The organism is Sphingomonas sp. ID1715 (assembly GCF_013044515.1).
Taxonomy (GTDB): Bacteria; Pseudomonadota; Alphaproteobacteria; order Sphingomonadales; family Sphingomonadaceae; genus Sphingomonas_B.
The window spans coordinates 330420-349526 of sequence record NZ_JABEPR010000001.1 but is presented as its reverse complement, the minus strand read 5'-3'; the positions used below and the strand labels follow the sequence as shown (position 1 = coordinate 349526).

Annotated in this window: 19 protein-coding genes and 1 pseudogene; 15 read left to right on the top strand and 5 right to left on the bottom strand. The window is 66.5% G+C overall.

The window, feature by feature from the left end; all coding sequences use genetic code 11:
• Positions 1–29: 29 nt before the first annotated feature.
• Genes HJG53_RS01685 through HJG53_RS01675 form a run of 3 tightly spaced genes read right to left on the bottom strand, consistent with a single transcriptional unit; the run spans position 30 to position 1813 of the window.
• A complete protein-coding gene (locus HJG53_RS01685; protein WP_171127502.1) occupies positions 30–827 on the bottom strand; it encodes a class I mannose-6-phosphate isomerase in 798 nt (265 codons plus the stop codon).
• A gap of 39 nt (positions 828–866) precedes the next feature.
• Positions 867–1208, bottom strand: a complete 342-nt coding sequence (locus HJG53_RS01680) for a GntR family transcriptional regulator (protein ID WP_171127501.1) — start codon at positions 1206–1208, stop codon at positions 867–869.
• Positions 1209–1240: 32 nt separating this feature from the next.
• Positions 1241–1813: a nitroreductase gene (locus HJG53_RS01675; RefSeq protein WP_171128098.1), complete on the bottom strand. Its 573-nt coding sequence runs from the start codon at positions 1811–1813 to the stop codon at positions 1241–1243.
• Positions 1814–1866: 53 nt separating this feature from the next.
• Here HJG53_RS01675 and HJG53_RS01670 point away from each other — a divergent pair, with 53 nt between their 5' ends.
• The 5 genes from HJG53_RS01670 to HJG53_RS01650 all read left to right on the top strand — a co-directional run bounded on the left by HJG53_RS01670 (position 1867) and on the right by HJG53_RS01650 (position 8213).
• The gene (locus HJG53_RS01670; RefSeq protein WP_171127500.1) at positions 1867–2784 is read left to right on the top strand and encodes a M48 family metallopeptidase; all 918 of its coding nucleotides are present in this window, start codon (positions 1867–1869) and stop codon (positions 2782–2784) included.
• A gap of 89 nt (positions 2785–2873) precedes the next feature.
• Complete coding sequence (locus HJG53_RS01665) at positions 2874–4679, top strand: peptide MFS transporter (protein ID WP_171127499.1); 1806 nt, start codon at positions 2874–2876, stop codon at positions 4677–4679.
• Positions 4666–6072, top strand: a complete 1407-nt coding sequence (locus tag HJG53_RS01660; protein WP_171127498.1) for an amidohydrolase — start codon at positions 4666–4668, stop codon at positions 6070–6072. Before HJG53_RS01665 ends, HJG53_RS01660 begins: the two co-directional genes overlap by 14 nt.
• A 92-nt stretch (positions 6073–6164) precedes the next feature.
• Positions 6165–7433, top strand: coding sequence for an amidohydrolase family protein (locus HJG53_RS01655; RefSeq protein WP_171127497.1), 1269 nt, complete (start codon positions 6165–6167; stop codon positions 7431–7433).
• Between the two features lie 108 nt (positions 7434–7541).
• On the top strand, positions 7542–8213 hold the full coding sequence (locus tag HJG53_RS01650; RefSeq protein WP_171127496.1) for an NnrU family protein: 672 nt from the start codon (positions 7542–7544) through the stop codon (positions 8211–8213).
• A gap of 62 nt (positions 8214–8275) precedes the next feature.
• Here the strand turns inward: HJG53_RS01650 and HJG53_RS01645 are convergent.
• Positions 8276–8762: pseudogene (locus HJG53_RS01645) on the bottom strand (aldo/keto reductase); the annotation flags it as partial.
• Between the two features lie 49 nt (positions 8763–8811).
• Here HJG53_RS01645 and glmM point away from each other — a divergent pair.
• The 6 genes from glmM to folP all read left to right on the top strand — a co-directional run bounded on the left by glmM (position 8812) and on the right by folP (position 14243).
• Entirely contained in the window at positions 8812–10149 is a 1338-nt protein-coding gene (gene glmM, locus HJG53_RS01640; RefSeq protein ID WP_171127495.1) for a phosphoglucosamine mutase, read from the top strand.
• A complete protein-coding gene (locus tag HJG53_RS01635; RefSeq protein WP_171127494.1) occupies positions 10149–10373 on the top strand; it encodes a DUF1272 domain-containing protein in 225 nt (74 codons plus the stop codon). The genes glmM and HJG53_RS01635 overlap by 1 nt, the downstream gene beginning before the upstream one ends.
• Positions 10370–11155 carry a bifunctional hydroxymethylpyrimidine kinase/phosphomethylpyrimidine kinase gene (gene thiD, locus HJG53_RS01630; RefSeq protein ID WP_254447517.1) on the top strand — a complete coding sequence of 262 codons (786 nt, stop codon included), beginning with the start codon at positions 10370–10372 and terminating at the stop codon, positions 11153–11155. The genes HJG53_RS01635 and thiD overlap by 4 nt, the downstream gene beginning before the upstream one ends.
• A gap of 108 nt (positions 11156–11263) precedes the next feature.
• Positions 11264–11866 carry a ribonuclease HII gene (locus tag HJG53_RS01625; RefSeq protein WP_171127493.1) on the top strand — a complete coding sequence of 201 codons (603 nt, stop codon included), beginning with the start codon at positions 11264–11266 and terminating at the stop codon, positions 11864–11866.
• Positions 11867–12044: 178 nt separating this feature from the next.
• A complete protein-coding gene (locus HJG53_RS01620) occupies positions 12045–13163 on the top strand; it encodes a site-specific DNA-methyltransferase (protein WP_171127492.1) in 1119 nt (372 codons plus the stop codon).
• A gap of 15 nt (positions 13164–13178) precedes the next feature.
• Complete coding sequence (gene folP / locus HJG53_RS01615) at positions 13179–14243, top strand: dihydropteroate synthase (RefSeq protein ID WP_171127491.1); 1065 nt, start codon at positions 13179–13181, stop codon at positions 14241–14243.
• Between the two features lie 221 nt (positions 14244–14464).
• Here folP and HJG53_RS01610 read toward each other — a convergent pair whose 3' ends face one another.
• Positions 14465–15886, bottom strand: coding sequence for a sigma-54 dependent transcriptional regulator (locus HJG53_RS01610; RefSeq protein ID WP_171128096.1), 1422 nt, complete (start codon positions 15884–15886; stop codon positions 14465–14467).
• A 140-nt stretch (positions 15887–16026) separates the two neighbouring features.
• Between HJG53_RS01610 and HJG53_RS01605 the strand changes: the two genes are divergently transcribed.
• Genes HJG53_RS01605 through HJG53_RS01590 form a run of 4 tightly spaced genes read left to right on the top strand, consistent with a single transcriptional unit; the run spans position 16027 to position 19040 of the window.
• Positions 16027–16152: an aa3-type cytochrome c oxidase subunit IV gene (locus HJG53_RS01605; protein ID WP_171127490.1), complete on the top strand. Its 126-nt coding sequence runs from the start codon at positions 16027–16029 to the stop codon at positions 16150–16152.
• 6 nt (positions 16153–16158) lie between these two features.
• Positions 16159–17280, top strand: a complete 1122-nt coding sequence (locus HJG53_RS01600) for an NAD(P) transhydrogenase subunit alpha (RefSeq protein ID WP_171127489.1) — start codon at positions 16159–16161, stop codon at positions 17278–17280.
• A 14-nt stretch (positions 17281–17294) separates the two neighbouring features.
• Positions 17295–17579, top strand: a complete 285-nt coding sequence (locus HJG53_RS01595) for an NAD(P) transhydrogenase subunit alpha (RefSeq protein ID WP_171127488.1) — start codon at positions 17295–17297, stop codon at positions 17577–17579.
• A 24-nt stretch (positions 17580–17603) separates the two neighbouring features.
• Positions 17604–19040, top strand: coding sequence for an NAD(P)(+) transhydrogenase (Re/Si-specific) subunit beta (locus tag HJG53_RS01590; RefSeq protein ID WP_171127487.1), 1437 nt, complete (start codon positions 17604–17606; stop codon positions 19038–19040).
• Positions 19041–19107 lie beyond the last annotated feature (67 nt).

Here is a 19107-nt window from a genome sequence, read left to right as displayed (position 1 = left end):
AGGCGGTGGCCGGCTGAACGCCAGATTGATCAACGCGATGCCGCGTCCGGATAGGCGAGGAGGGCGGTCGAGCCTTGAGGTACCGTGACGGTGCTCCGTCCGGTGAGCGACCAGCATTCGGCGGGCCCGAAAGTCTCCCCATCGACCGTGCCGGTCCCGGTCACCGGAATGAGCAAAGCGGTAGTCTCGGTCTCCACGACACGTTCCGTTCCGGAAAGCCTTTCGACCACGAACTTCGGGCCTGCCGCCAGCAGGCCGGGCCTAGCCGGCGCGGGCGGCGGTACGAAGGGCGCGAGGGTGGAGACGGCAGCGCCGTCTTCAAGATGCAGTTCGCGCGGGCGGCCATAATCATAGAGGCGATAGGTGAGGTCCAGATTCTGCTGAACTTCGATCAGCGTCAGCCCGGCGCCGATCGCATGGATCGTGCCCGCGGGAGAGTAGATGAAATCGCCAGGCCTGACCGGCCGCCAGTCGAGCAGGTCGACGATGCTGCCGTCGAAGGCGGCGCTGCGCAGTTCCTCCGCTGAAAGCCGCTGCAACGGACCGAGCGCGATGGTGGAGTCAGGCGCGGCGTCGAGGATGTACCAGGCCTCGTCCTTCCCCCGCGGGTAGCCGGCGGCCTGCGCTGCCGCATCGTCGGGATGAACCTGAATCGACAGCCGTTCGCTGGTGAAAAGATATTTGACGAGCAGTTCGGCGCTTGCCGGCTGGTCAAACCAGATTTCGCCGATGGGGGCGCCGTTCTCGAAGCGGGCGAAATCATCGCCGAGCGTAGGACGACCCCACGGCTTTTCGACGGCATGGGCGGTGAGCTTACGGGCTGGCATGCCGCGCCACCTAGCTGGGTGCGCGCCTGAAAGCGAGGCTCAGACGCGCTCGAACAGTTCGGCGGGATCGATGCGGAGGCGCTGAATGACGCCCCGGATGCGCGGCCATTCCTCGTCGAGGAAGGCGCGGCGCTCCTGTTCCCGAAGACGGCCGGCGGCGCCGTCCGCCACGAACATGCCGACTCCGCGCCGCACGGTGACCAGCCCTTCCTCCTGGAACAGCTGATAGGCTTTGGCGACGGTCAAGGGGTTCGCCCCCTGTTCGGCGGCAAAGGCCCGGACCGACGGCAGCATGTCACCTTCCCGATACCGCCCGTCCAGGATCGCGTCAGCGATGCGATCGCGTAGCTGGAGATAAACCGGGCGTTCGGCAACAGGCATTGCGCCTTACTGCCCTAACACAGCGGTTCACGTCAAGGCCAATGGCGCACAACATCGTCGTAAACGGGGCGGGGGCGCTCTTCCAAGGCCTGCCCGGCAGACCCGATAAAGATGAAGCCGGCGAGGCGGTCTCCGTCCTTCCCGCCCAGGGCCCGCAGCACGTGCGGGTCGAACGCCGCCCAGCCGGTGATCCAGCTGGCGACGAAGCCTTGCGCGGTGGCCGCCGTGACGAGGTTCATGCACAAGGCGCCGGCGGAGAGCCGCTGCTCCCAGGCCGGGATCTTGCTTGGCTCGACGGTCGTGGACAGCACCGCGACCAGGGTCGGGGCCTGGCGGGCGAACTGGTCGATGGCCGCGACATCTTCGCGGTCCGGCGTGCCGCGCGCCGCCTTGAAGGCGTTTTGCAGCAGGGTGGCGAAGGCGGCGCGATCTTCGATCACCACCATCCGCCACGGTGCGAGCTTGCCATGGTCCGGCACCCGCATCGCCGCCGAGAGGATGGCACGCAGCTGGTCTGCATCCGGCCCCGGAGCGACCATGTCGCGCGGCTTGCCCGAGCGGCGCGTGGCGAGCAGGGCGGCAGGCGAGGAAAGGTCGTTGAACATGGCCTCGCATCTGGGCGGCTGGCGGGTCCGGATCAAGCGGCTATGCTTGCGCGATGTTGCTCGCGCTTCTTCTTGCCGCCGCAATGCCGCCTGGTCAGGCGAATGAGTTGCGCGCGCTTTCGGCGATCGACGCGCGTGTGGCGGCGGTCGGCGACCGCTTGGCACGAGGCGGATTATGCCGTCAGGTGCTGAGCAGTCCCGGTTGGGTGCTGCAGGATGCGGCGCAATATTCACCCGGATTGCGAGAGGCGGCGCGGACGATTCTCGGCCTCGGCGAGTGGCCGAGCATCGTGGCACTGGTCCCGGGCAGTGCCGCCACGCGATCCGGCCTGCAACCGGGCGACGAGATCGTGGCGGTGAACGGCACGCCGGTGCCGGCCAAGGCGCGTGGCTATGCCCGAGTCGAGCAGGTCGAGCAGCTGGTCGAGGATGCTTTATCGAAAGGCATTGCCCAGCTGCAAGTCCGCCGGGCGGGCAAGCAGATCGATGTCGGCGTGGCGCCGGAGCCGGGCTGCCGGTCGCGTTTCCAGCTGCTCACCGGGCGCGGGCTGAACGCCAAGGCCGATGGCCGCTATGTGCAGGTAACCGGCGAACTGGTCGCGTTCGTGAAGAGCGACGACGAACTGGCGCTGGTGATCGCGCATGAGCTTGCGCACAACATCCTCGGCCATCGCGAGCGGCTCGATGCGGCGGGCGTGTCGCGCGGCCTGTTCGTCGGCTTGGGCAAGAACCGCATGCGCATCCGCGAAACCGAGTTGGAGGCTGACCGGCTGGCGCTCTATCTGATGGCGCGTGCCGGCTATGACATCGCTGTCGCGCCGGCCTTCTGGGAGCGGTTCGGGCACAGCAGCGTGCCTGGCTTCCTCAGCGACGGCACGCATCCCGGGGCGCGGGAGCGTGCGCGCCGCGCCGAGGCGGAGATCGCTCGCATTCGCGCTCAGCAGGCAGGGGGGCAGGCACCCACGCCGTAACTGGCCCTTGGCAGCGCCGATTTCGGCGCTACGGTCCGGCGCCAATCGGGCCGCGTGCACGGCTCGTCGCAAGCTCAAGAGGAAGCTGAATGGTCAACGTCAACGCCGATCCGACGATCGGACCGGACACGCCCGACAACAGCCGCACCGATGGCGGCACCTGGTTTGGTCACCCGCGGCAGCTCGCCCGGCTCTTCACCACGGAGATGTGGGAGCGGTTCGGCTATTACGGCATGCGGGCATTGCTCGCGCTCTATCTCACCAAGCATTTCCTGTTCAGCGACCAGACGACTGCCGGCCTTTATGGCGGTTTCACGGCGCTGGTTTACCTGACGCCGCTGGTCGGTGGCCTGCTCGCGGACCGCTATCTCGGCTCGAAAAAGGCGGTGAAGTTCGGCGCGATCATGATGTCGCTCGGTTATTTCACCCTCTGCTTCGGGGGCGAGACGGCGAAGCCGCACGCGATCATCGACAATCAGCGCTACGAAGTGGCGGTCGAGAATTTCGTGGATCGCCCGACCAGCACGGGTGAGGAAAAGCGCTTTCTCGTCTCCAATGGCGAGCGGCTGCTGATCCAGGGCAAGGACGACGGCTCGGTCGATCTCGTCGGAGCGAACGGCCAGGTCGCGCGCACGCTGGAGAAGGGCAGCTTCGAATTCGCCGGCGAACGGCCGCTCTTCTTCGTGCTGCTGATGTTGACGGGCCTGTCGCTGGTTACGGTCGGCAACGGCTTCTTCAAGCCGAACATCTCGACGATCGTCGGCACGCTCTATGAGCAGGGCGACAGGCGACGGGATGCCGGCTTCACCATCTTCTACATGGGCATCAACCTCGGCTCGCTTTTCTCGCAGCTGCTCTGTCCGCTGCTGGCGGACACGGTCGGCTGGTGGGCCGGTTTCGGCCTCGCGGCGATCGGGATGCTGCTTTCGTGGAGCCTGATCCAATTCGATGGCGGACGGCTGCGCGGCTATGGCGAACCGCCGGCGCAGGAGCGCAGCCGCGATCTCGCAATCTATGTCGGTGCTGTCATTGCCGTGCCGATCGCGCTCTTCCTGTTCTGGAACCTGATGAGCGCGCCGCCGGCGGCCGAGGGGTCGGGTATCGTCGGCTATCTGCTGGCGCTGCCTTTGATGGGTAAGTTGCTGTTCTTCACCTTCCTGCTGTCAGTGCCGGCCATCCTGATCTGGTCGGCGCGCGTCGGCAGCAGGGTCGAGTTCCAGATGATGCTGGCGGCGATGGTGCTGATCGTCTTCAACGTCGTGTTCTGGACGCTGTTCGAGCAGGCCGGCTCGTCGCTCACGCTGTTCGCCGATCGGAACACCGAGCTGTCGGTGTTCGGCCTGTTCAACATCTCGGCGGGCCAGACGCAGTTCTTCAACGCCTTCTTCATCGTCGCGCTCGCGCCCTTCTTCAGCATGATGTGGAACGGGCTCGCGCGGCGGGGCGTGGAGCCCACCATCCCGATCAAATTCGCCATGGCGCTGATGGGGGTAGGCGCGGGCTTCCTGTTCCTCGTCTGGGGCACGCAGTTTGCCGGGCCGGACTTCAAGGTCGCGCTGTGGTGGCTGGCCGGCCTCTATTTCATCCACTCGGCGGCGGAACTCTGTATTTCGCCGGTGGGCCTGAGCATGATCACCAAGCTGTCGATCGCGCGCATCGTCGGGCTGATGATGGGCGTGTGGTTCCTGTCGATCTCGGTTGCGCAATATGTCGCCGGCATCGTCGCGCAGGTGGCGAGCGTCGAGACGGTCGGCGGTCAGGTCACCAACCTCAAGGTCAGCCTCGATACCTATGCCGGGGTGTTCTGGACGATCGGCATCGCCTCCGTCGTGATCGGCGCGGCCCTTCTCATTCTCTCCCCCGTCATCAAGAAGTGGATGCATGGTGTTCAGTAAAGGCATTCGCACCGCGCTCGTGCTGAGCGTGGCCCTGACCGGCTGCGCGGCGACGGGCGACAAGCCCAAGTCCGCCTCCGCCCCGCGCGAGAAGCCGGTCGCCTATTCGCGCGATCCCTATCCCTCGACCTACCGCGCTTTTCCCGGTGCACCGACCCTGGTCACCAACGTGACCATCTATGACGGCGAGGGCGGACGGATAAACAACGGCCAGGTGCTGTTCGCCGACGGCAAGATCGTGGCGCTCGGCCAGACGGTCAGCGCGCCGGCGGGGGCGATGACGATCGATGGCACCGGCAAATGGGTGACGCCCGGCGTCATCGACATCCACAGCCACCTTGGCGAAGGCAATCCGGGCAACGGCTTCGGCGACGGCAACGAGACCACCGGTCCGGTGCGGCCGGAGGTCTGGGCCGAACATAGCGTCTGGCCGCAGGATCCGGGTTTCACCCGCGCGCTCACCAATGGCGGCGTGACGACGTTGCAGATCCTGCCCGGCTCCGCCAACCTGTTCGGCGGCCGGTCGGTGGTGCTGAAGAATGTGCCGGCCCGCACCGTGCAGGCGATGAAGTTTCCGGGCGCGCCCTACGGCCTGAAGATGGCCTGCGGCGAGAACCCGAAACGCGTCTATGGCGGGCGCAACCAGATGCCGTCGACGCGGATGGGCAATATCGCCGTCGACCGCCAGACCTGGGCGCGTGCGCAGGAATATAAGCGCAAATGGGACAAGTATGAGCGTGACGGGGGCGAGGCCCCGACGCGCGACATTGCCATGGACACGCTGCGCGGCGTGCTGGCCGGCGAGATCCTGGTCCAGAACCACTGCTACAAGGCCGAGGAAATGGCCTATGTGATCGATATGGCCAAGGAATTCGGCTATAAGGTAGCCGCGTTCCACCACGCCGTCGAAGCCTATAAGATCGCCGACCTGCTGAAGGAAAACCATATCTGCGCGGCGGTGTGGGCCGATTGGTGGGGCTTCAAGATGGAAGCCTATGACGCGGTCAACGAGAATATGCCGCTGCTGCACAATGCCGGCGCCTGCGCGATCACCCATTCGGACGACGAGAACGGCATCCAGCGCCTCTATCAGGAAGCGGCCAAGGCGCTCGCCAACGGCCGCCGCATGGGCATCAACATCCCAGACGAAGTCGCCTGGACCTGGCTTAGCTCCAATCCCGCCAAGGCGATGGGTATCTTCGACAAGACCGGCAGCCTGAAGCCGGGCAAGATGGCTGACGTGGTGCTGTGGAACGGCAATCCGTTCAGCGTCTACACGCGACCGGAGAAGGTGTGGGTGGACGGCGCGCTGATGTACGACGCGCTCGATCCCAAGCGCCGCCCCGTGACCGATTTCGAGCTCGGTCAGCCGGGCGAGGGAGATGTAAAGTGAGCGCGCTGTTTAACCTCATCCGTTCGCTTCGAGCGACGTCGAGAAGCGTGTCTCGACTTCGCTCGACACGGACGGTTCTTCTAACCCTCGGCATGCTTGGTTCCCCGGCGTTGGCGCAAACCGTTGCGATCACCGGCGGCACGGTGGCCTTGGGCGACGGCTCCGCGCCGATCGAAGGCGGCACGGTGGTGATCCGCGACGGCCGGATCGTCGCGGCCGGGCGCGGCGTTGCGGTGCCGGCAGGCGCGCAGACGATCGACGCGAGCGGCAAATGGGTGGCGCCCGGCTTTGTCGCCGGCTTCACCCGCCTTGGCCTGGTCGAAGTGGACGCGGCCGATGCCGCCAACGATACCAGTGCGCGGCGGTCGCCCTATTCCGCGGCGATCGACGTCGAACCGGGCATCAACCCGGGCGTGACGGCGATCGCGGTCAGTCGCATCGGCGGGGTGACGCGCGCGATCGTGGCGCCATCGACGGTCAACATGATCTTCGCGGGGCAGGGCGCCGTAATCGACACCGGCGCCGACGCCAATGCCGTAACGATGCCGCGCGCCTTCCAGTTCGTCGAACTGGGCGAAGAAGGGGCGGACAATGCCGGCGGCAGCCGCCCGGCGGCGTTCGTGCAGCTGCGCGCTTCGCTCGATGCGGCGCAGCGTTATGCCCGCAACCCCGCCGGCTATGACGGCAACAGTCGCGACGCGCTGCTCAACCACGCTGACGCCGCCGCGCTGGTGCCGGTGATCAACGGCCGGATGCCGCTGCTCGTCCATGTCGAAGGGGCGAACGATATCCGCAACGTCTTGCGGCTGCGGAAGGAGTTCCCGGCCGTGAAGCTGGTGCTGGTCGGCGCGGCCGAAGGCTGGCTGGTGGCCCGCGACATTGCTGCCGCCGGCGTGCCCGTCATTGCGTCGGCGCTCGCCGATCTGCCGTCCTCCTTTGAGCGGGTGGCCGCGACCCAGTCGAACATAGGACGGATGAAGGCGGCGGGCGTGCGCGTGTCGATCGGCATGATCGACGACAATGACGCGATGCAGGCGCGCTATTCGCCGCAATATGCGGGCAATCTCGTCGCCTTGAACAAAATTCCCGGCGCGACCGGCCTGCAATGGGGCGAGGCGCTGGCGGCGATCACTTCGGGACCGGCGGATGCGCTCGGCATGGGCAATGAGATCGGCTCGCTGCGGGCCGGCCGCCGTGCCGACGTCGTGCTGTGGGACGGCGATCCGCTTGAACTGTCGAGCCATGCCGAACGCGTCTGGATCGATGGCGTCGAACAGCCGCTCGTCAGCCGCCAGACCAAGCTCCGCGACCGCTATGCGCGCCCGCAGGAAGGCGAACTGCCCAAGACATACGAACGCTAGCGCGTTCGCTCGTCATTCCCGCGAAAGCGGGAACCCAGCTTACCTGCTGCTCAAAGTCGAAGTAGAAAGGCTGGGTCCCCGCTTGCGGGGATGACGAAGGGGGGAGCGATGGGGACGCTTGCACAAGTCATTGCCGCAGCCGCGGCATTCGTCGGCACGCATTTGGCGATGTCGCATCCGTTGCGCGCGCCGCTCGTCAGCCGGGTCGGGGAGCAGCGGTTCCTCGGCCTCTACTCGCTCGTCTCATTCGCCACGCTGGGATGGCTGATCTGGGCGATGCGGCGCATGGGACCGGAGGAGTTTCTGTGGGCTGCGCCGGAATGGGCCTGGCTCGCCGCGTCGATCATCATGCTCATCGCGAGCATCCTGCTGGTCGGATCGCTGATCGGCAATCCCGCGCTGCCGGGCGTGCCGCCGCGCGCGCGGGAGCCGCGAGGCGTCTTCGCGATCACCCGTCACCCGATGATGTGGGGCTTTGCGCTCTGGTCGGCGGCGCACGCGCTGGTCTGGCCGCAGCCCTCCGTGCTGGTGTTGTGCCTCGCCATCGCCCTGCTCGCGCTGGTCGGCGCGGCAGGACAGGACGCCAAGAAGAGCAGGCTGCAGCCGGACTTCTGGCCGGAATGGCGGCGCAAGACCGGCTATGTGCCGTTCACTGGGCCCACGCCGGTGCGGGCGATGTGGCCTGGCTGGGGCGTGCTGCTCGGTGGCGTGGCCCTTTGGCTGCTCGCGACGTGGCTGCACCCGCTTCTGAGCGCGCCGCCAGTGGGCGTGTGGAGCTAGGCTATAGCCGGACCATCCGCATGCCCTGCTCGCGGTAGCGCGGGCCCTGAGCGGCGCCGGGACGGATCGTTGCGGCGCCAATCGTCGGCGGGAAGGTAGTCGCGGCTCCTGACTTGGCCGGCCAGAAAGCCGCGACCGAGCGGCGAATAGGGCACGAAGCCGATGCCGAGTTCTTCGCAGACGGGCAGGATGTCGGCTTCGACGCTCCGCTCCCAGAGTGGATATTCGCTCTGCAGCGCCGCTATCGGATGGACCGCATGAGCGCGGCGGATCGTCTCGGGGCCGCCCTCCGACAGGCCGAGAAAGCGGACCTTACCTCCCTTGACCAGTTCGGCCATCGCGCCGACCGCCTCCTCATTCTGGAACGGCCCAGATTTGCGCCGTGTCGAAGAAGGTCACGCCGAGATCGATGGCGCCGTGAATGGTCGCGATCGACTCGTCGATGCTGGCATCGCGGCCATGTTTGATGTTGCCGCCCCGGACCATCGGCATGCAGTCGATGCCGATCGCCGAAACTTCAAGGCCTTGGCCGAGCCTCCTGTATTTCATGGAGGCGTCCTTCTCGCTACGGGAACGTGTTCAAGGTATTGGACATGGCATGACACGCAAATTCTTCGGAACGGACGGCATTCGGGGGCGGGTGAACACCCCGACGATGACGGCCGAGATGGCGATGAAGGTCGGCATGGCCGCGGGCGCGCATTTCGTCCGCGGCGACCATATCCACCGGGTGGTGATCGGCAAGGACACGCGCCTGTCGGGCTATATGCTGGAGCCGGCGCTCGTCGCCGGTTTCACCAGCGTCGGTATGGACGTGGTGCTGGTCGGCCCGATGCCGACGCCCGCCGTCGCGCTGCTCACCCGGTCGATGCGCGCCGATCTGGGCGTGATGATCTCCGCCAGCCACAACCCCTTCGCTGACAACGGCATCAAGCTGTTCGGCCCCGACGGATATAAGCTGTCCGACGCCGACGAACTGGCGATCGAAACGCTGATCGAGGCACCCGCGCGGCTCGCGCCCGCCGACCGCACTGGGCGGGCACGCCGCGTCGACGATGCGCAGGGCCGCTATATTCATGCCGTCAAGTCGAGCTTCCCGGAAGGGCTCCGACTGGAAGGGCTGAAGATCGCGATCGATTGCGCGAACGGCGCCGCTTACAAGGTCGCGCCCGAGGCCTTGTGGGAGCTGGGGGCGGAGATCGTGCCCGTCGGCGTCGCCCCCAACGGCACCAACATCAATGCCGGCTGCGGATCGACCGCGCCGCAAACGCTGCAGGAGACCGTTGTCGCCAGCGGCGCGGACATCGGCCTCGCGCTCGACGGCGATGCCGACCGGCTTATCGTCGTCGACGAGACCGGAAGGCTGGTGGATGGCGACCAGCTGATGGGGCTGATCGCCACCAGCTGGGCGCGCAAGGGACTGCTGAAGGGCGGGGGGCTGGTCGCGACGGTCATGTCCAATCTGGGGCTCGAGCGGCGACTGCAGGCGGACGGCCTGTCGTTGCAGCGGACCAAAGTCGGCGATCGCTATGTGCTCGAATGCATGCGTGGGCAGGGCTTCAATGTCGGCGGGGAGCAGTCGGGCCACATCATCCTTTCCGACCATGCGACCACCGGCGACGGGCTGATGGCGGGGCTGCAGATCCTGGCGGAGCTGGTCGAATCCGGCCGTCGCGCGAGCGAACTGCTCCATGTCTTCGATCCGGTTCCCCAGCTCCTGAAGAATGTCCGCTTCTCCGGCGGCAAGCCGCTCGACGACAGCCGCGTCAAGGCAACGATTGCCGAGGCGGAGGCCGAACTGAACGGCCGCGGCCGGCTGGTCATCCGGCCGTCCGGCACCGAGCCGCTGATCCGTGTCATGGCGGAGGGCGACGACGAGAGTCAGGTCAAGGCCGTGGTCGAGCGCATCTGCGCCGCGGTCGCGGAGGCGGCGTGATGCTTGAGATGCGGCCCGATTGCGAGCGGTGCGGCGCGGACCTTCCGGCGGACCAGCATGGAGCCTTCATCTGCTCGTTCGAGTGTACTTTTTGCGCCGAATGCACCGATGCACTGGACGATCGCTGTCCCAATTGCTGCGGCGAGCTGACGGATCGGCCGACCCGCGTCGGCGCGGCGCTGAAGAAGCATCCGGCTTCGACGGAGCGCAAGTGGAAGGGTTGACTCCCCGCGTCCTGATCATCGCCGGGTCGGACAGCGGCGGCGGCGCAGGCATCCAGGCCGACATCAAGACGGTGACGATGCTGGGCGGCTTCGCGATGACGGCGATCACCGCCGTCACCGCGCAGAACACGCTGGGCGTGCAGGCGGTGCATCCTGTGCCGACCGGGATTGTGCTCGCGCAGATCGAAAGCGTGCTGAGCGATCTCGGCGCCGATGCGATCAAGATCGGGATGATCGGTTCGGCCGAGACGGCCAATGCGGTGGCGGATCGCCTGTCCGGCCTGGACGTGCCGATCGTGTTCGATCCCGTCATGGTGGCGACCAGCGGCTCGGTGCTGGCGGAGCCGCCGACGATCGCAGCGTTCGAGCGGCTGATGCGGATCCCGTCGGTGGTGACGCCGAACCTGCCGGAGCTGGAGGCTCTGGGCGGCGAGGAAGCGGTGCTCGCCCATGGTTGCCATCTGCTCGCCAAAGGCGGGCACGCCGACGGAAACTATGTCATCGATCGCGTACTGGCGCCCAATGGCCGCGAGATCGTGCGGGCCGAAGGCAAGCGCATCGACACCGATGACACCCACGGCACCGGCTGCACCCTTGCTTCGGCGCTGGCCACCGGACTGGGCGCCGGCATGCCGATCAAGGAAGCGTTCGTGCAGGCGGTCCGCTTCGTGCGCATCGCGATCCTCTCCGCGCCATGCTTCGGCGCGGGGCATGGGCCGATCGGCCATACGCTCGGGCATAATCCCTTTGAGCAGCTCGAGGGACCGGACGACGACCCTTGAGTTATCCCCAGTTCGGTCTGGCCTGAGCTTGTCGAAGGCCTCCCTTCTTCGTCCCCAAAGTCTTAGAAAAGGGAGGGCTTCGACAAGCTCAGCCCGAACCGAGTGTATATGCCCAGGCCATCAAGGAAACTCGAACTTCCGCACCCAACGCCCCTGGTCGGCGTGGACGAGGCTGGGCGCGGGCCTTTGGCCGGTCCGGTCGTGGCGGCGGCCGTGGTGCTGCCCGAGAGGGGTGTGCCGCGCGGAATCGACGATTCGAAGAAGCTGACAGCCGCCACGCGCGCGGAGCTATCCAAGCGGCTCTACAAGATCGCGCTGGTCGGCGTCGGCGTCGCCAGCGTCGAGGAGATTGACCGGCTCAACATCTACTGGGCGACGATGCTGGCGATGACGCGTGCGGTCGAGGCGCTTGGCGTTGCGCCCGGCATGGTGCTGATCGACGGCAATGCGAAGCCCCGCTGGGATCATCCCTGCACGACCATCGTCGGCGGCGACGCGCTGTGCGTGTCTATCGCAGCGGCCTCGGTGATCGCCAAGCATCATCGCGATCAGTTGATGATCGCCGCCGATGCCGAGCATCCCGGCTATGGCTGGGCGTCCAACAAGGGCTATGGCTGTCCGACCCACCGCGAGGCGCTCCATCGGCTGGGCCCGACGCCGCTGCACCGCCGCAGCTTCGCACCGGTCGCGCAAGCTTTGCTGTCCCTGTGAGTCTTTCGAGCCACACCACAAGCTGTTGAGTCCCGGCTATCGATCCAGACTCATCATCTTGTGGTCGGCGGCGCCGGACTCGTTCCGTTCCATTTTGTGCCCGAAATGAACTGCTTGACCGTGGCCTGTGCTGGACTCACTCTGGCTGTGGATAAGCGAGCAGGGGTGCGAAGGGCGCATGGGGGTATTGACGAAGGTCGAACGGCGCGCCGCGCCTAAGGCAGAAGCGCTGCCGCTCGACCGGATCCTGATGGATGATTGCGTCGAGGCGATGCGGGCCCTTCCCGCCAAGTCGGTCGACATGATCTTCGCCGATCCGCCCTATAACCTGCAGCTCGGCGGCGACCTGTTTCGGCCGGAAGGCGGGCGGGTCGATGCGGTTGACAATGACTGGGACAAATTCGACACCTTCGCCGCCTATGACGCCTTCACGCGCGCCTGGCTGACGGAAGCCCGCCGCATCTTGAAGGATGACGGCACCCTTTGGGTAATCGGCAGCTATCACAACATCTTCCGCGTCGGCGCCGCAGTGCAGGACCTGGGGCTCTGGATCCTGAACGACATCGTCTGGCGCAAGTCGAACCCGATGCCGAACTTCAAGGGCACCCGCTTCACCAATGCGCATGAGACGCTGATTTGGGCAGCGAAGAACGAGACCGCGCGCTACACCTTCAATTACCGGGCTATGAAGACGCTGAACGACGAGCTGCAGATGCGGTCCGACTGGCTGTTTCCGATCTGCTCCGGCGCGGAGCGATTGAAGCGGGGCGGCGTCAAGGCGCATCCGACCCAGAAGCCCGAGGCCTTGCTGTACCGGGTGCTGCTGGCCTGCACGAACCCGGGCGATGTGGTGCTCGATCCGTTTTTCGGCACCGGCACGACCGGCGCGGTTGCCAAGCGGCTGGGGCGGCGCTGGATCGGCATCGAGCGCGAGCCGGGCTATTGCGATGTGGCGCGGGAGCGCATCGCGGCCGCATTGCCGCTCGATGAATCGGCGTTGAAGACGATGCAGTCACCGGCAGCGGCGCCGAAGGTGGCCTTCGGTGTGCTGGTCGAGACCGGCATGCTCTCCGCCGGCGTGGTGCTCACCGATGCCAAGCGTCGTCACCAGGCGGTGGTCCGCGCCGACGGCTCGCTCGAGGCGCAAGGGGCGACCGGCTCCATTCACAAGGTTGGGGCGACGCTCCAGGGGGCGCCGTCCTGCAATGGCTGGACGTTCTGGCACTATGAGGACGCCGGCGCGCTGAAGCCGATCGATACGCTGCGGCAAACCTATCTGCTCGCCAACGAGCCTTGATCCGGACGGTGAGGGGTGAAGCGCTTTTATCTCAAGCCGACCGCCTTTGTGGACGGTCCGATCGGGCTCGAGCCTGAACCCGCGCGTCTTGCCGGTGGCCTGCTCTGGCACTCCGCCTATGAACTGATCGAAGTGCGCGAGGGGCGTCGCGCAGCCAAGCGCCTCGTGCCCGTCGGCGAGGCTCAGTCATTGCCCGACGAAGTGCAGCCGGTGGCGCAGCGCCTGGCGGCACCGCGGCCTTCGCTGCAGCTCGGCGCGCGCACGATCCGCTTCGACCAGCCGCAAGTGGCGGCGATCCTGAACGTCACGCCGGACAGTTTCTCGGACGGCGGCGTGCATGCGGATGTCGACGCCGCGGTCGCCGCCGGGGTCGCCGCAGCCGGAGAAGGCGCGGCCCTTGTGGATGTCGGCGGCGAATCGACGCGGCCGGGCGCGCAGCCGGTCTGGGAAGGCGACGAGATCGAGCGGGTCGTGCCCGTGGTCGAGCGGCTCGCGCGCGCCGGCGTGGCGGTCTCCGTCGATACGCGCAACGCGGCGGTAATGGAGGCGGCGCTCGCGGCCGGAGCGGCGATCGTCAACGACGTGTCCGCTCTTCTCTACGACGATCGGGCGCTCGATCTGGTCGTGCGCGCCGGTTGTCCGGTCGTGCTGATGCACGCCGGCGACCCGCGTGATCTCCACGCCAAGACGCTCGGCGCCGAGCCGCTGCTCTCGGTCCATGACTGGTTGGAGGCGCGCGTGGCTGCCGTCGAAGCGGCTGGCGTGGCGCGGTCGCGCATCATCGTCGATCCGGGTATCGGCTTCGGCAAATCCATCGCCGACAATCTCGCGCTCATCAACGGATTGGCCATGTTCCAGGGCCTTGGATGCGCGTTGATGCTTGGCGCGAGCCGCAAGCGGATAATCGGCGCGCTGTCGAACGAAGCGCCCGCCGATCAGCGGCTGGGCGGATCGCTCGCGCTGGCGCTGTCCGGCATCATGTCAGGTGCGCAGATCGTCCGCGTTCACGATGTGCCCGAGACGGTGCAGGCACTTCGCGTGTGGCGCGGCCAGCGTGATCAGGCCCTGACCGGCGCCTAGGCTTTTCCTCTGCCTGGAACGAGAGCCAGCGCATGCCCATGCCAATGATCGATGTCAGCATGCCGAGGGCGACGAGGATGCGCAGGCCGAGATCGTCGGCACCCTGCCATGCGACGATGCCGAGCAGAAAAACGCTCAGAATCGAAACCACATAGCCGCTGGTCTTCAGCATCCCGACACCTCCGCTCCTTGTAACGAAAGTGTCATGGAGCCGTTCCGCTTCAGGCGGCGACCTCGCCGATGCCGAGTTCGCCGAGCTTGCGGTAGAGCGTGGACCGGCCGATGCCGAGGCGGCGGGCGACTTCGGTCATGCGCCCGCGATAATGGCCGATCGCGAGCCGGATCACGTCGGCCTCGATTTCCTCCAAGTTGCGGATATGGCCGTCCGCCTCGAACAAGGTCACGCCCGAGCCGGCGACGGGCGCCAGCAGCCGCGTCACATTGGTGTGGCTTTGCAGCGCGATCTGCGGGAAGTCGGCGGACGTCAGCGCCTCGCCGTCGCACAGCACCGCAGCGCGGAACAGCGCCGCCTGCAGCTGGCGGACATTGCCCGGCCAGTCAAACGACATCAGCAGCGACAGCGCCTCATCGGTGATGCCCAGCTCCCGCATGCCCGGCTGGCTGGCGATGCGCGCGAGCATGTGGCGGGAGAGGGCAGGAATGTCGGCGGGACGGTCGCGCAGCGGCGGGACCGCAACATGGACGACATTCAGCCGATAGAAGAGGTCCTCGCGAAAGCGGCCTTGGGCGACTTCCTCCTGAAGCGGTCGGCTGGAGGTGGCGATCAGGCGAACATCGATGTCCCGCGACACGCGCGCGCCGAGGGGATGGATCTCGCCCGTCTCGAGCAGCCGGACGAGCTTGGCCTGGGTTTCGGTGGGGAGTTCGGTGACTTCCTTGAGCAGCACGGTGCCGCCGTCCGCCTGTTGCAGCCGCCCGACCTTGCGATCGAACGCACCGGTGAACGCGCCACGCTCATGTCCGAACAGCTCGGAATCAACGGTGTTCTCCGGGATCGCGCCGCAGTTGATGACCGACCAAGGCTTTTTGGTGCGCGGCGAAGCGGCGTGGATCGCCTCGGCGATCAGCTCCTTGCCGGCGCCCGGCTCGCCTTCGATCAGGACCGGCACGCGTGCTCGGGCAGCTTTCGCGGCAATGGCGAGCGCGGAGCGGAATTGCGGCGCGGCCCCGACGATCTCATCGAAGCCGAGCACTGCCTTGATCTTCTCCGCCAGCGGCCGGAGCTCGCCGACATTTGCGCGGCTCGAAACAGCCGCGTCGAGTGCGCCGAGCAGCCGTTCGGGCGCGATCGGCTTGATCAGATAGTCGGACGCGCCCGCCCGCATCGCACGCACGGCCAGTTCGATCGAGCCGTCCGCGGTCAGCAACAGCACGGGCAGGGCAGGGCGGCGGGCGTGCAGTGTTTCGATGAGCGCGATGGTCGCGTCGCCCGGGCCATATTGGTCGATCAGCACGGCATCGAGCAGCAGGCCCTGTTCGCTTTCCAGCACGCCGCGCGCCGCGCTCGCATCGTCGGCAAACACCGTGCGCCAGCCGGCCCGCGCAGCGATCGCGCCGACCAGCCTTTTCTGGGCAGGCTCGTCGTCGACCAGCATCAGCAACTTGGCATTCGCCTTGGCCATATCCCTCACTCGCGCTCCTCGGGATGCGCGGTCTAGGCCAGGTGTCGTAAAAGTGATGTTAAACGACACAGTATGTCTCTTGAGGCTTCCCCGACTGCTCGATAGATACGGCGCCGGGGCCTTAACGGATGCAGGACTAAATGGCGCAGAACGGCGAAATCAAAGCACATGAGCAGACCTATTCGGGCTTCACGGCGCTGCTGAAGTGGGGAACGGTTGCGAGCTTTATCGTGGCCTTCATCGTCGTTCTCCTGATCGCGGGCTGAGTTGGTATGAAGCTCGCCGTCCTCAAGGAGTTAGCGGACGGCGAGCGGCGTGTTTCCGCGACGCCGGAGACCGTGAAGAAGTTCGCGGGCCTCGGCGCCGAAGTCGCCGTGGAGAGCGGAGCGGGCGCGTCCGCTTCGGTTTCCGACGAAGATTATCGTGCTGCCGGCGCCACGGTCGGGAGTCGGTCGGACGTGCTGTCTGGCGCCGACATCATCCTGGGCGTGCAGGGGCCACCTCCGGAGAGCCTGGCGGGTGCCAAGCAGGGCGCGTGGCTGGTCGCCGGCCTCAATCCCTTCGGTGAGCGGGCGCGGGTCGACGCCTATGCGGGGCTTGGGCTCGAGGCGCTGGCCATGGAGTTCATGCCGCGCATCACGCGCGCTCAATCGATGGACATTCTGTCGTCGCAATCGAACCTGTCCGGCTACAAGGCGGTGCTGGACGCGGCGGCGGAATATGGCCGTGCCTTTCCGATGATGATGACGGCTGCCGGCACGGTCTCGGCCGCGAAATGCTTCGTGATGGGCGTGGGCGTGGCTGGGCTGCAGGCGATCGCGACCGCGCGCCGGCTCGGGGCGCAAGTCTCCGCCACCGACGTGCGCAGCGCTACCAAGGAGCAGATCCTGTCGCTGGGCGCCAAGCCCATCTTCGTCGAGAATGTCGCGGGCATCGAAGGCGAGGGCTCGGGCGGTTATGCAACCGAGATGAGCGAGGAGTATCAAAAGGCTCAAGCCGAACTGGTCTCCAGCCACATCGCCAAGCAGGACATCGTCATCACCACGGCGCTGATCCCGGGCCGTCCCGCGCCCCGCCTGATCAGCGACGCGCAGATCGCGACGATGAAACCGGGCAGCGTCGTCGTCGATCTGGCGGTGGAGCAGGGCGGCAATGTCGAAGGCGCCGTCGCCGGCCAGGTGGTCGAGCGGCACGGCGTGAAGATTGTCGGGCACCGCAACGTGCCGTCCCGCCTCGCGGCCGACGCCTCGTCGCTGTTCGCCCGCAACCTGTTCAACTTCCTCAGTGCCTTCTGGAACAAGGAAGGGGGGCTCCCCCAAGTGGACGATGAGATCGGCGACGCGATCCGGCTCACCCGCGGCGGGCAAGTCGTCAATCAGCGCCTGCTGAGCTGAACCAAGGACGCTCCATGACCTTCATCGCCATTCTCTCGATCTTCGTGCTGGCCTGTTTCGTCGGCTATTATGTCGTCTGGTCGGTCACGCCGGCGCTGCACACGCCCTTGATGGCAGTGACCAATGCGATTTCGTCGGTGATCATCGTCGGCGCGCTGATCGCGGCGGCTGCGGCGCTGGGCGGGTCCGTTGCCAAGTGGCTGGGGCTGCTGGCGGTGGTGCTGGCCAGCGTCAACATCTTCGGCGGCTTTGCCGTCACCGAGCGGATGCTCGCCATGTACAAGAAAAAGGACCGCTGAGTGCGGTTCGGGGGGCGCTGACACATGCATGAGGCCGCACCGATCAACCCTTGGGTTGCGCTTGCCTATCTGATCGCCGGCGTGTGCTTCATCCTGGCGCTGCGCGGGCTGTCGAGCCCGGCCAGCAGCCGGCGCGGCAACCGCTTCGGCATGGCCGGCATGGCGCTCGCCGTCGGCACGACCTTGTTCACTCACGACCTGGCGAGCCTGCCGGAGATCGCCGGCGCCATCGCAATCGGCGGCGTGATCGGCTTCATCACCGCCCGCCGCATTGCGATGACGGCGATGCCGCAGCTGGTCGCGGCCTTCCACTCGCTGGTGGGTCTCGCCGCGGTGCTGGTCGCCTCTGCCGCCTTCCTGAACCCACAGGCCTTCGGCATCGCGCAGGTGATCACGCCGTTCGCCGGGCCGAACATCGTCAACATCTTCCCGGTCAGCCGGATTGAAATGGCGCTGGGTGTGGCGATCGGCGCCATCACCTTTTCCGGTTCGGTTATCGCCTTCCTGAAGCTCAACGGCAACATGTCGGGCGCGCCGATCCTGCTGCCCGGACGGCACATCATCAATCTCGGCACGCTGGCCGCGATCCTTGGCCTCATCGCCTACTTCGTGACGGACCAGAGCGGCTGGGTGTTCTGGACGGTCACGGCGCTCAGCTTCCTGATCGGCTTCCTGCTGATCATCCCGATAGGCGGAGCGGACATGCCGGTCGTCGTCTCGATGCTGAACAGCTATTCGGGCTGGGCGGCGGCGGCGATGGGCTTCACCCTTGGCAACACCGCGATGATCATCACCGGCGCGCTGGTGGGCTCGTCGGGCGCGATCCTCAGCTACATCATGTGCCGGGCGATGAACCGCAGCTTCATCTCGGTGATCGCCGGCGGCTTTGGCGCCGAGGCGAGCGCTGGCGGCGCGGCGGCGGCGATCGATCGTCCCTGGAAGCGCGGCTCGGCCGAAGACGCCGCCTTCCTCATGGAGCAGGCGGAACTGGTCATCATCGTGCCGGGCTATGGTATGGCGGTGGCTCAGGCGCAGCATGTGCTCCGCGAAATGGGCGACAAGCTCAAGGAGAAGGGCGTCAACGTCAAATATGCGATCCACCCGGTGGCGGGTCGCATGCCGGGTCACATGAACGTGCTGCTTGCCGAAGCGAACGTGCCCTATGACGAAGTGTTCGAGCTGGAGGACATCAACTCCGAGTTCGCGCAGGCCGATGTCGCCTTCGTGATCGGCGCCAACGATGTCACCAATCCGGCCGCCAAGACCGACAAGAGCTCGCCCATCTACGGCATGCCCGTCCTGGACGTCGAAAAGGCGAAGACCGTGCTGTTCATCAAGCGGTCAATGGGCGGTGTCGGCTATGCCGGCGTCGACAATGAGCTCTTCTACCGCGACAACACGATGATGCTGCTCGCCGATGCCAAGAAGATGGTCGAGGAGATCGTCAAGTCGATACACTGATGACCAATCGCAGCCGAAACGGCGCTGCCTTGTCGACCGCAAGCACTTGTTCCGAAAGGCTGTTGCC

Bases quoted from the DNA above. Each gene is read 5' to 3' on its own strand.
- HJG53_RS01685 (WP_171127502.1), bottom strand. From the start codon at position 827: ATGCCAGCCCGTAAGCTCACCGCCCATGCCGTCGAAAAGCCGTGGGGT.
- HJG53_RS01680 (WP_171127501.1), bottom strand. From the start codon at position 1,208: ATGCCTGTTGCCGAACGCCCGGTTTATCTCCAGCTACGCGATCGCATC.
- HJG53_RS01675 (WP_171128098.1), bottom strand. From the start codon at position 1,813: ATGTTCAACGACCTTTCCTCGCCTGCCGCCCTGCTCGCCACGCGCCGC.
- HJG53_RS01670 (WP_171127500.1), top strand. From the start codon at position 1,867: ATGTTGCTCGCGCTTCTTCTTGCCGCCGCAATGCCGCCTGGTCAGGCG.
- HJG53_RS01665 (WP_171127499.1), top strand. From the start codon at position 2,874: ATGGTCAACGTCAACGCCGATCCGACGATCGGACCGGACACGCCCGAC.
- HJG53_RS01660 (WP_171127498.1), top strand. From the start codon at position 4,666: ATGGTGTTCAGTAAAGGCATTCGCACCGCGCTCGTGCTGAGCGTGGCC.
- HJG53_RS01655 (WP_171127497.1), top strand. From the start codon at position 6,165: ATGCTTGGTTCCCCGGCGTTGGCGCAAACCGTTGCGATCACCGGCGGC.
- HJG53_RS01650 (WP_171127496.1), top strand. From the start codon at position 7,542: ATGGGGACGCTTGCACAAGTCATTGCCGCAGCCGCGGCATTCGTCGGC.
- glmM (WP_171127495.1), top strand. From the start codon at position 8,812: ATGACACGCAAATTCTTCGGAACGGACGGCATTCGGGGGCGGGTGAAC.
- HJG53_RS01635 (WP_171127494.1), top strand. From the start codon at position 10,149: ATGCTTGAGATGCGGCCCGATTGCGAGCGGTGCGGCGCGGACCTTCCG.
- HJG53_RS01625 (WP_171127493.1), top strand. From the start codon at position 11,264: ATGCCCAGGCCATCAAGGAAACTCGAACTTCCGCACCCAACGCCCCTG.
- HJG53_RS01620 (WP_171127492.1), top strand. From the start codon at position 12,045: ATGGGGGTATTGACGAAGGTCGAACGGCGCGCCGCGCCTAAGGCAGAA.
- HJG53_RS01610 (WP_171128096.1), bottom strand. From the start codon at position 15,886: ATGGCCAAGGCGAATGCCAAGTTGCTGATGCTGGTCGACGACGAGCCT.
- HJG53_RS01605 (WP_171127490.1), top strand. From the start codon at position 16,027: ATGGCGCAGAACGGCGAAATCAAAGCACATGAGCAGACCTATTCGGGC.
- HJG53_RS01600 (WP_171127489.1), top strand. From the start codon at position 16,159: ATGAAGCTCGCCGTCCTCAAGGAGTTAGCGGACGGCGAGCGGCGTGTT.
- HJG53_RS01595 (WP_171127488.1), top strand. From the start codon at position 17,295: ATGACCTTCATCGCCATTCTCTCGATCTTCGTGCTGGCCTGTTTCGTC.
- HJG53_RS01590 (WP_171127487.1), top strand. From the start codon at position 17,604: ATGCATGAGGCCGCACCGATCAACCCTTGGGTTGCGCTTGCCTATCTG.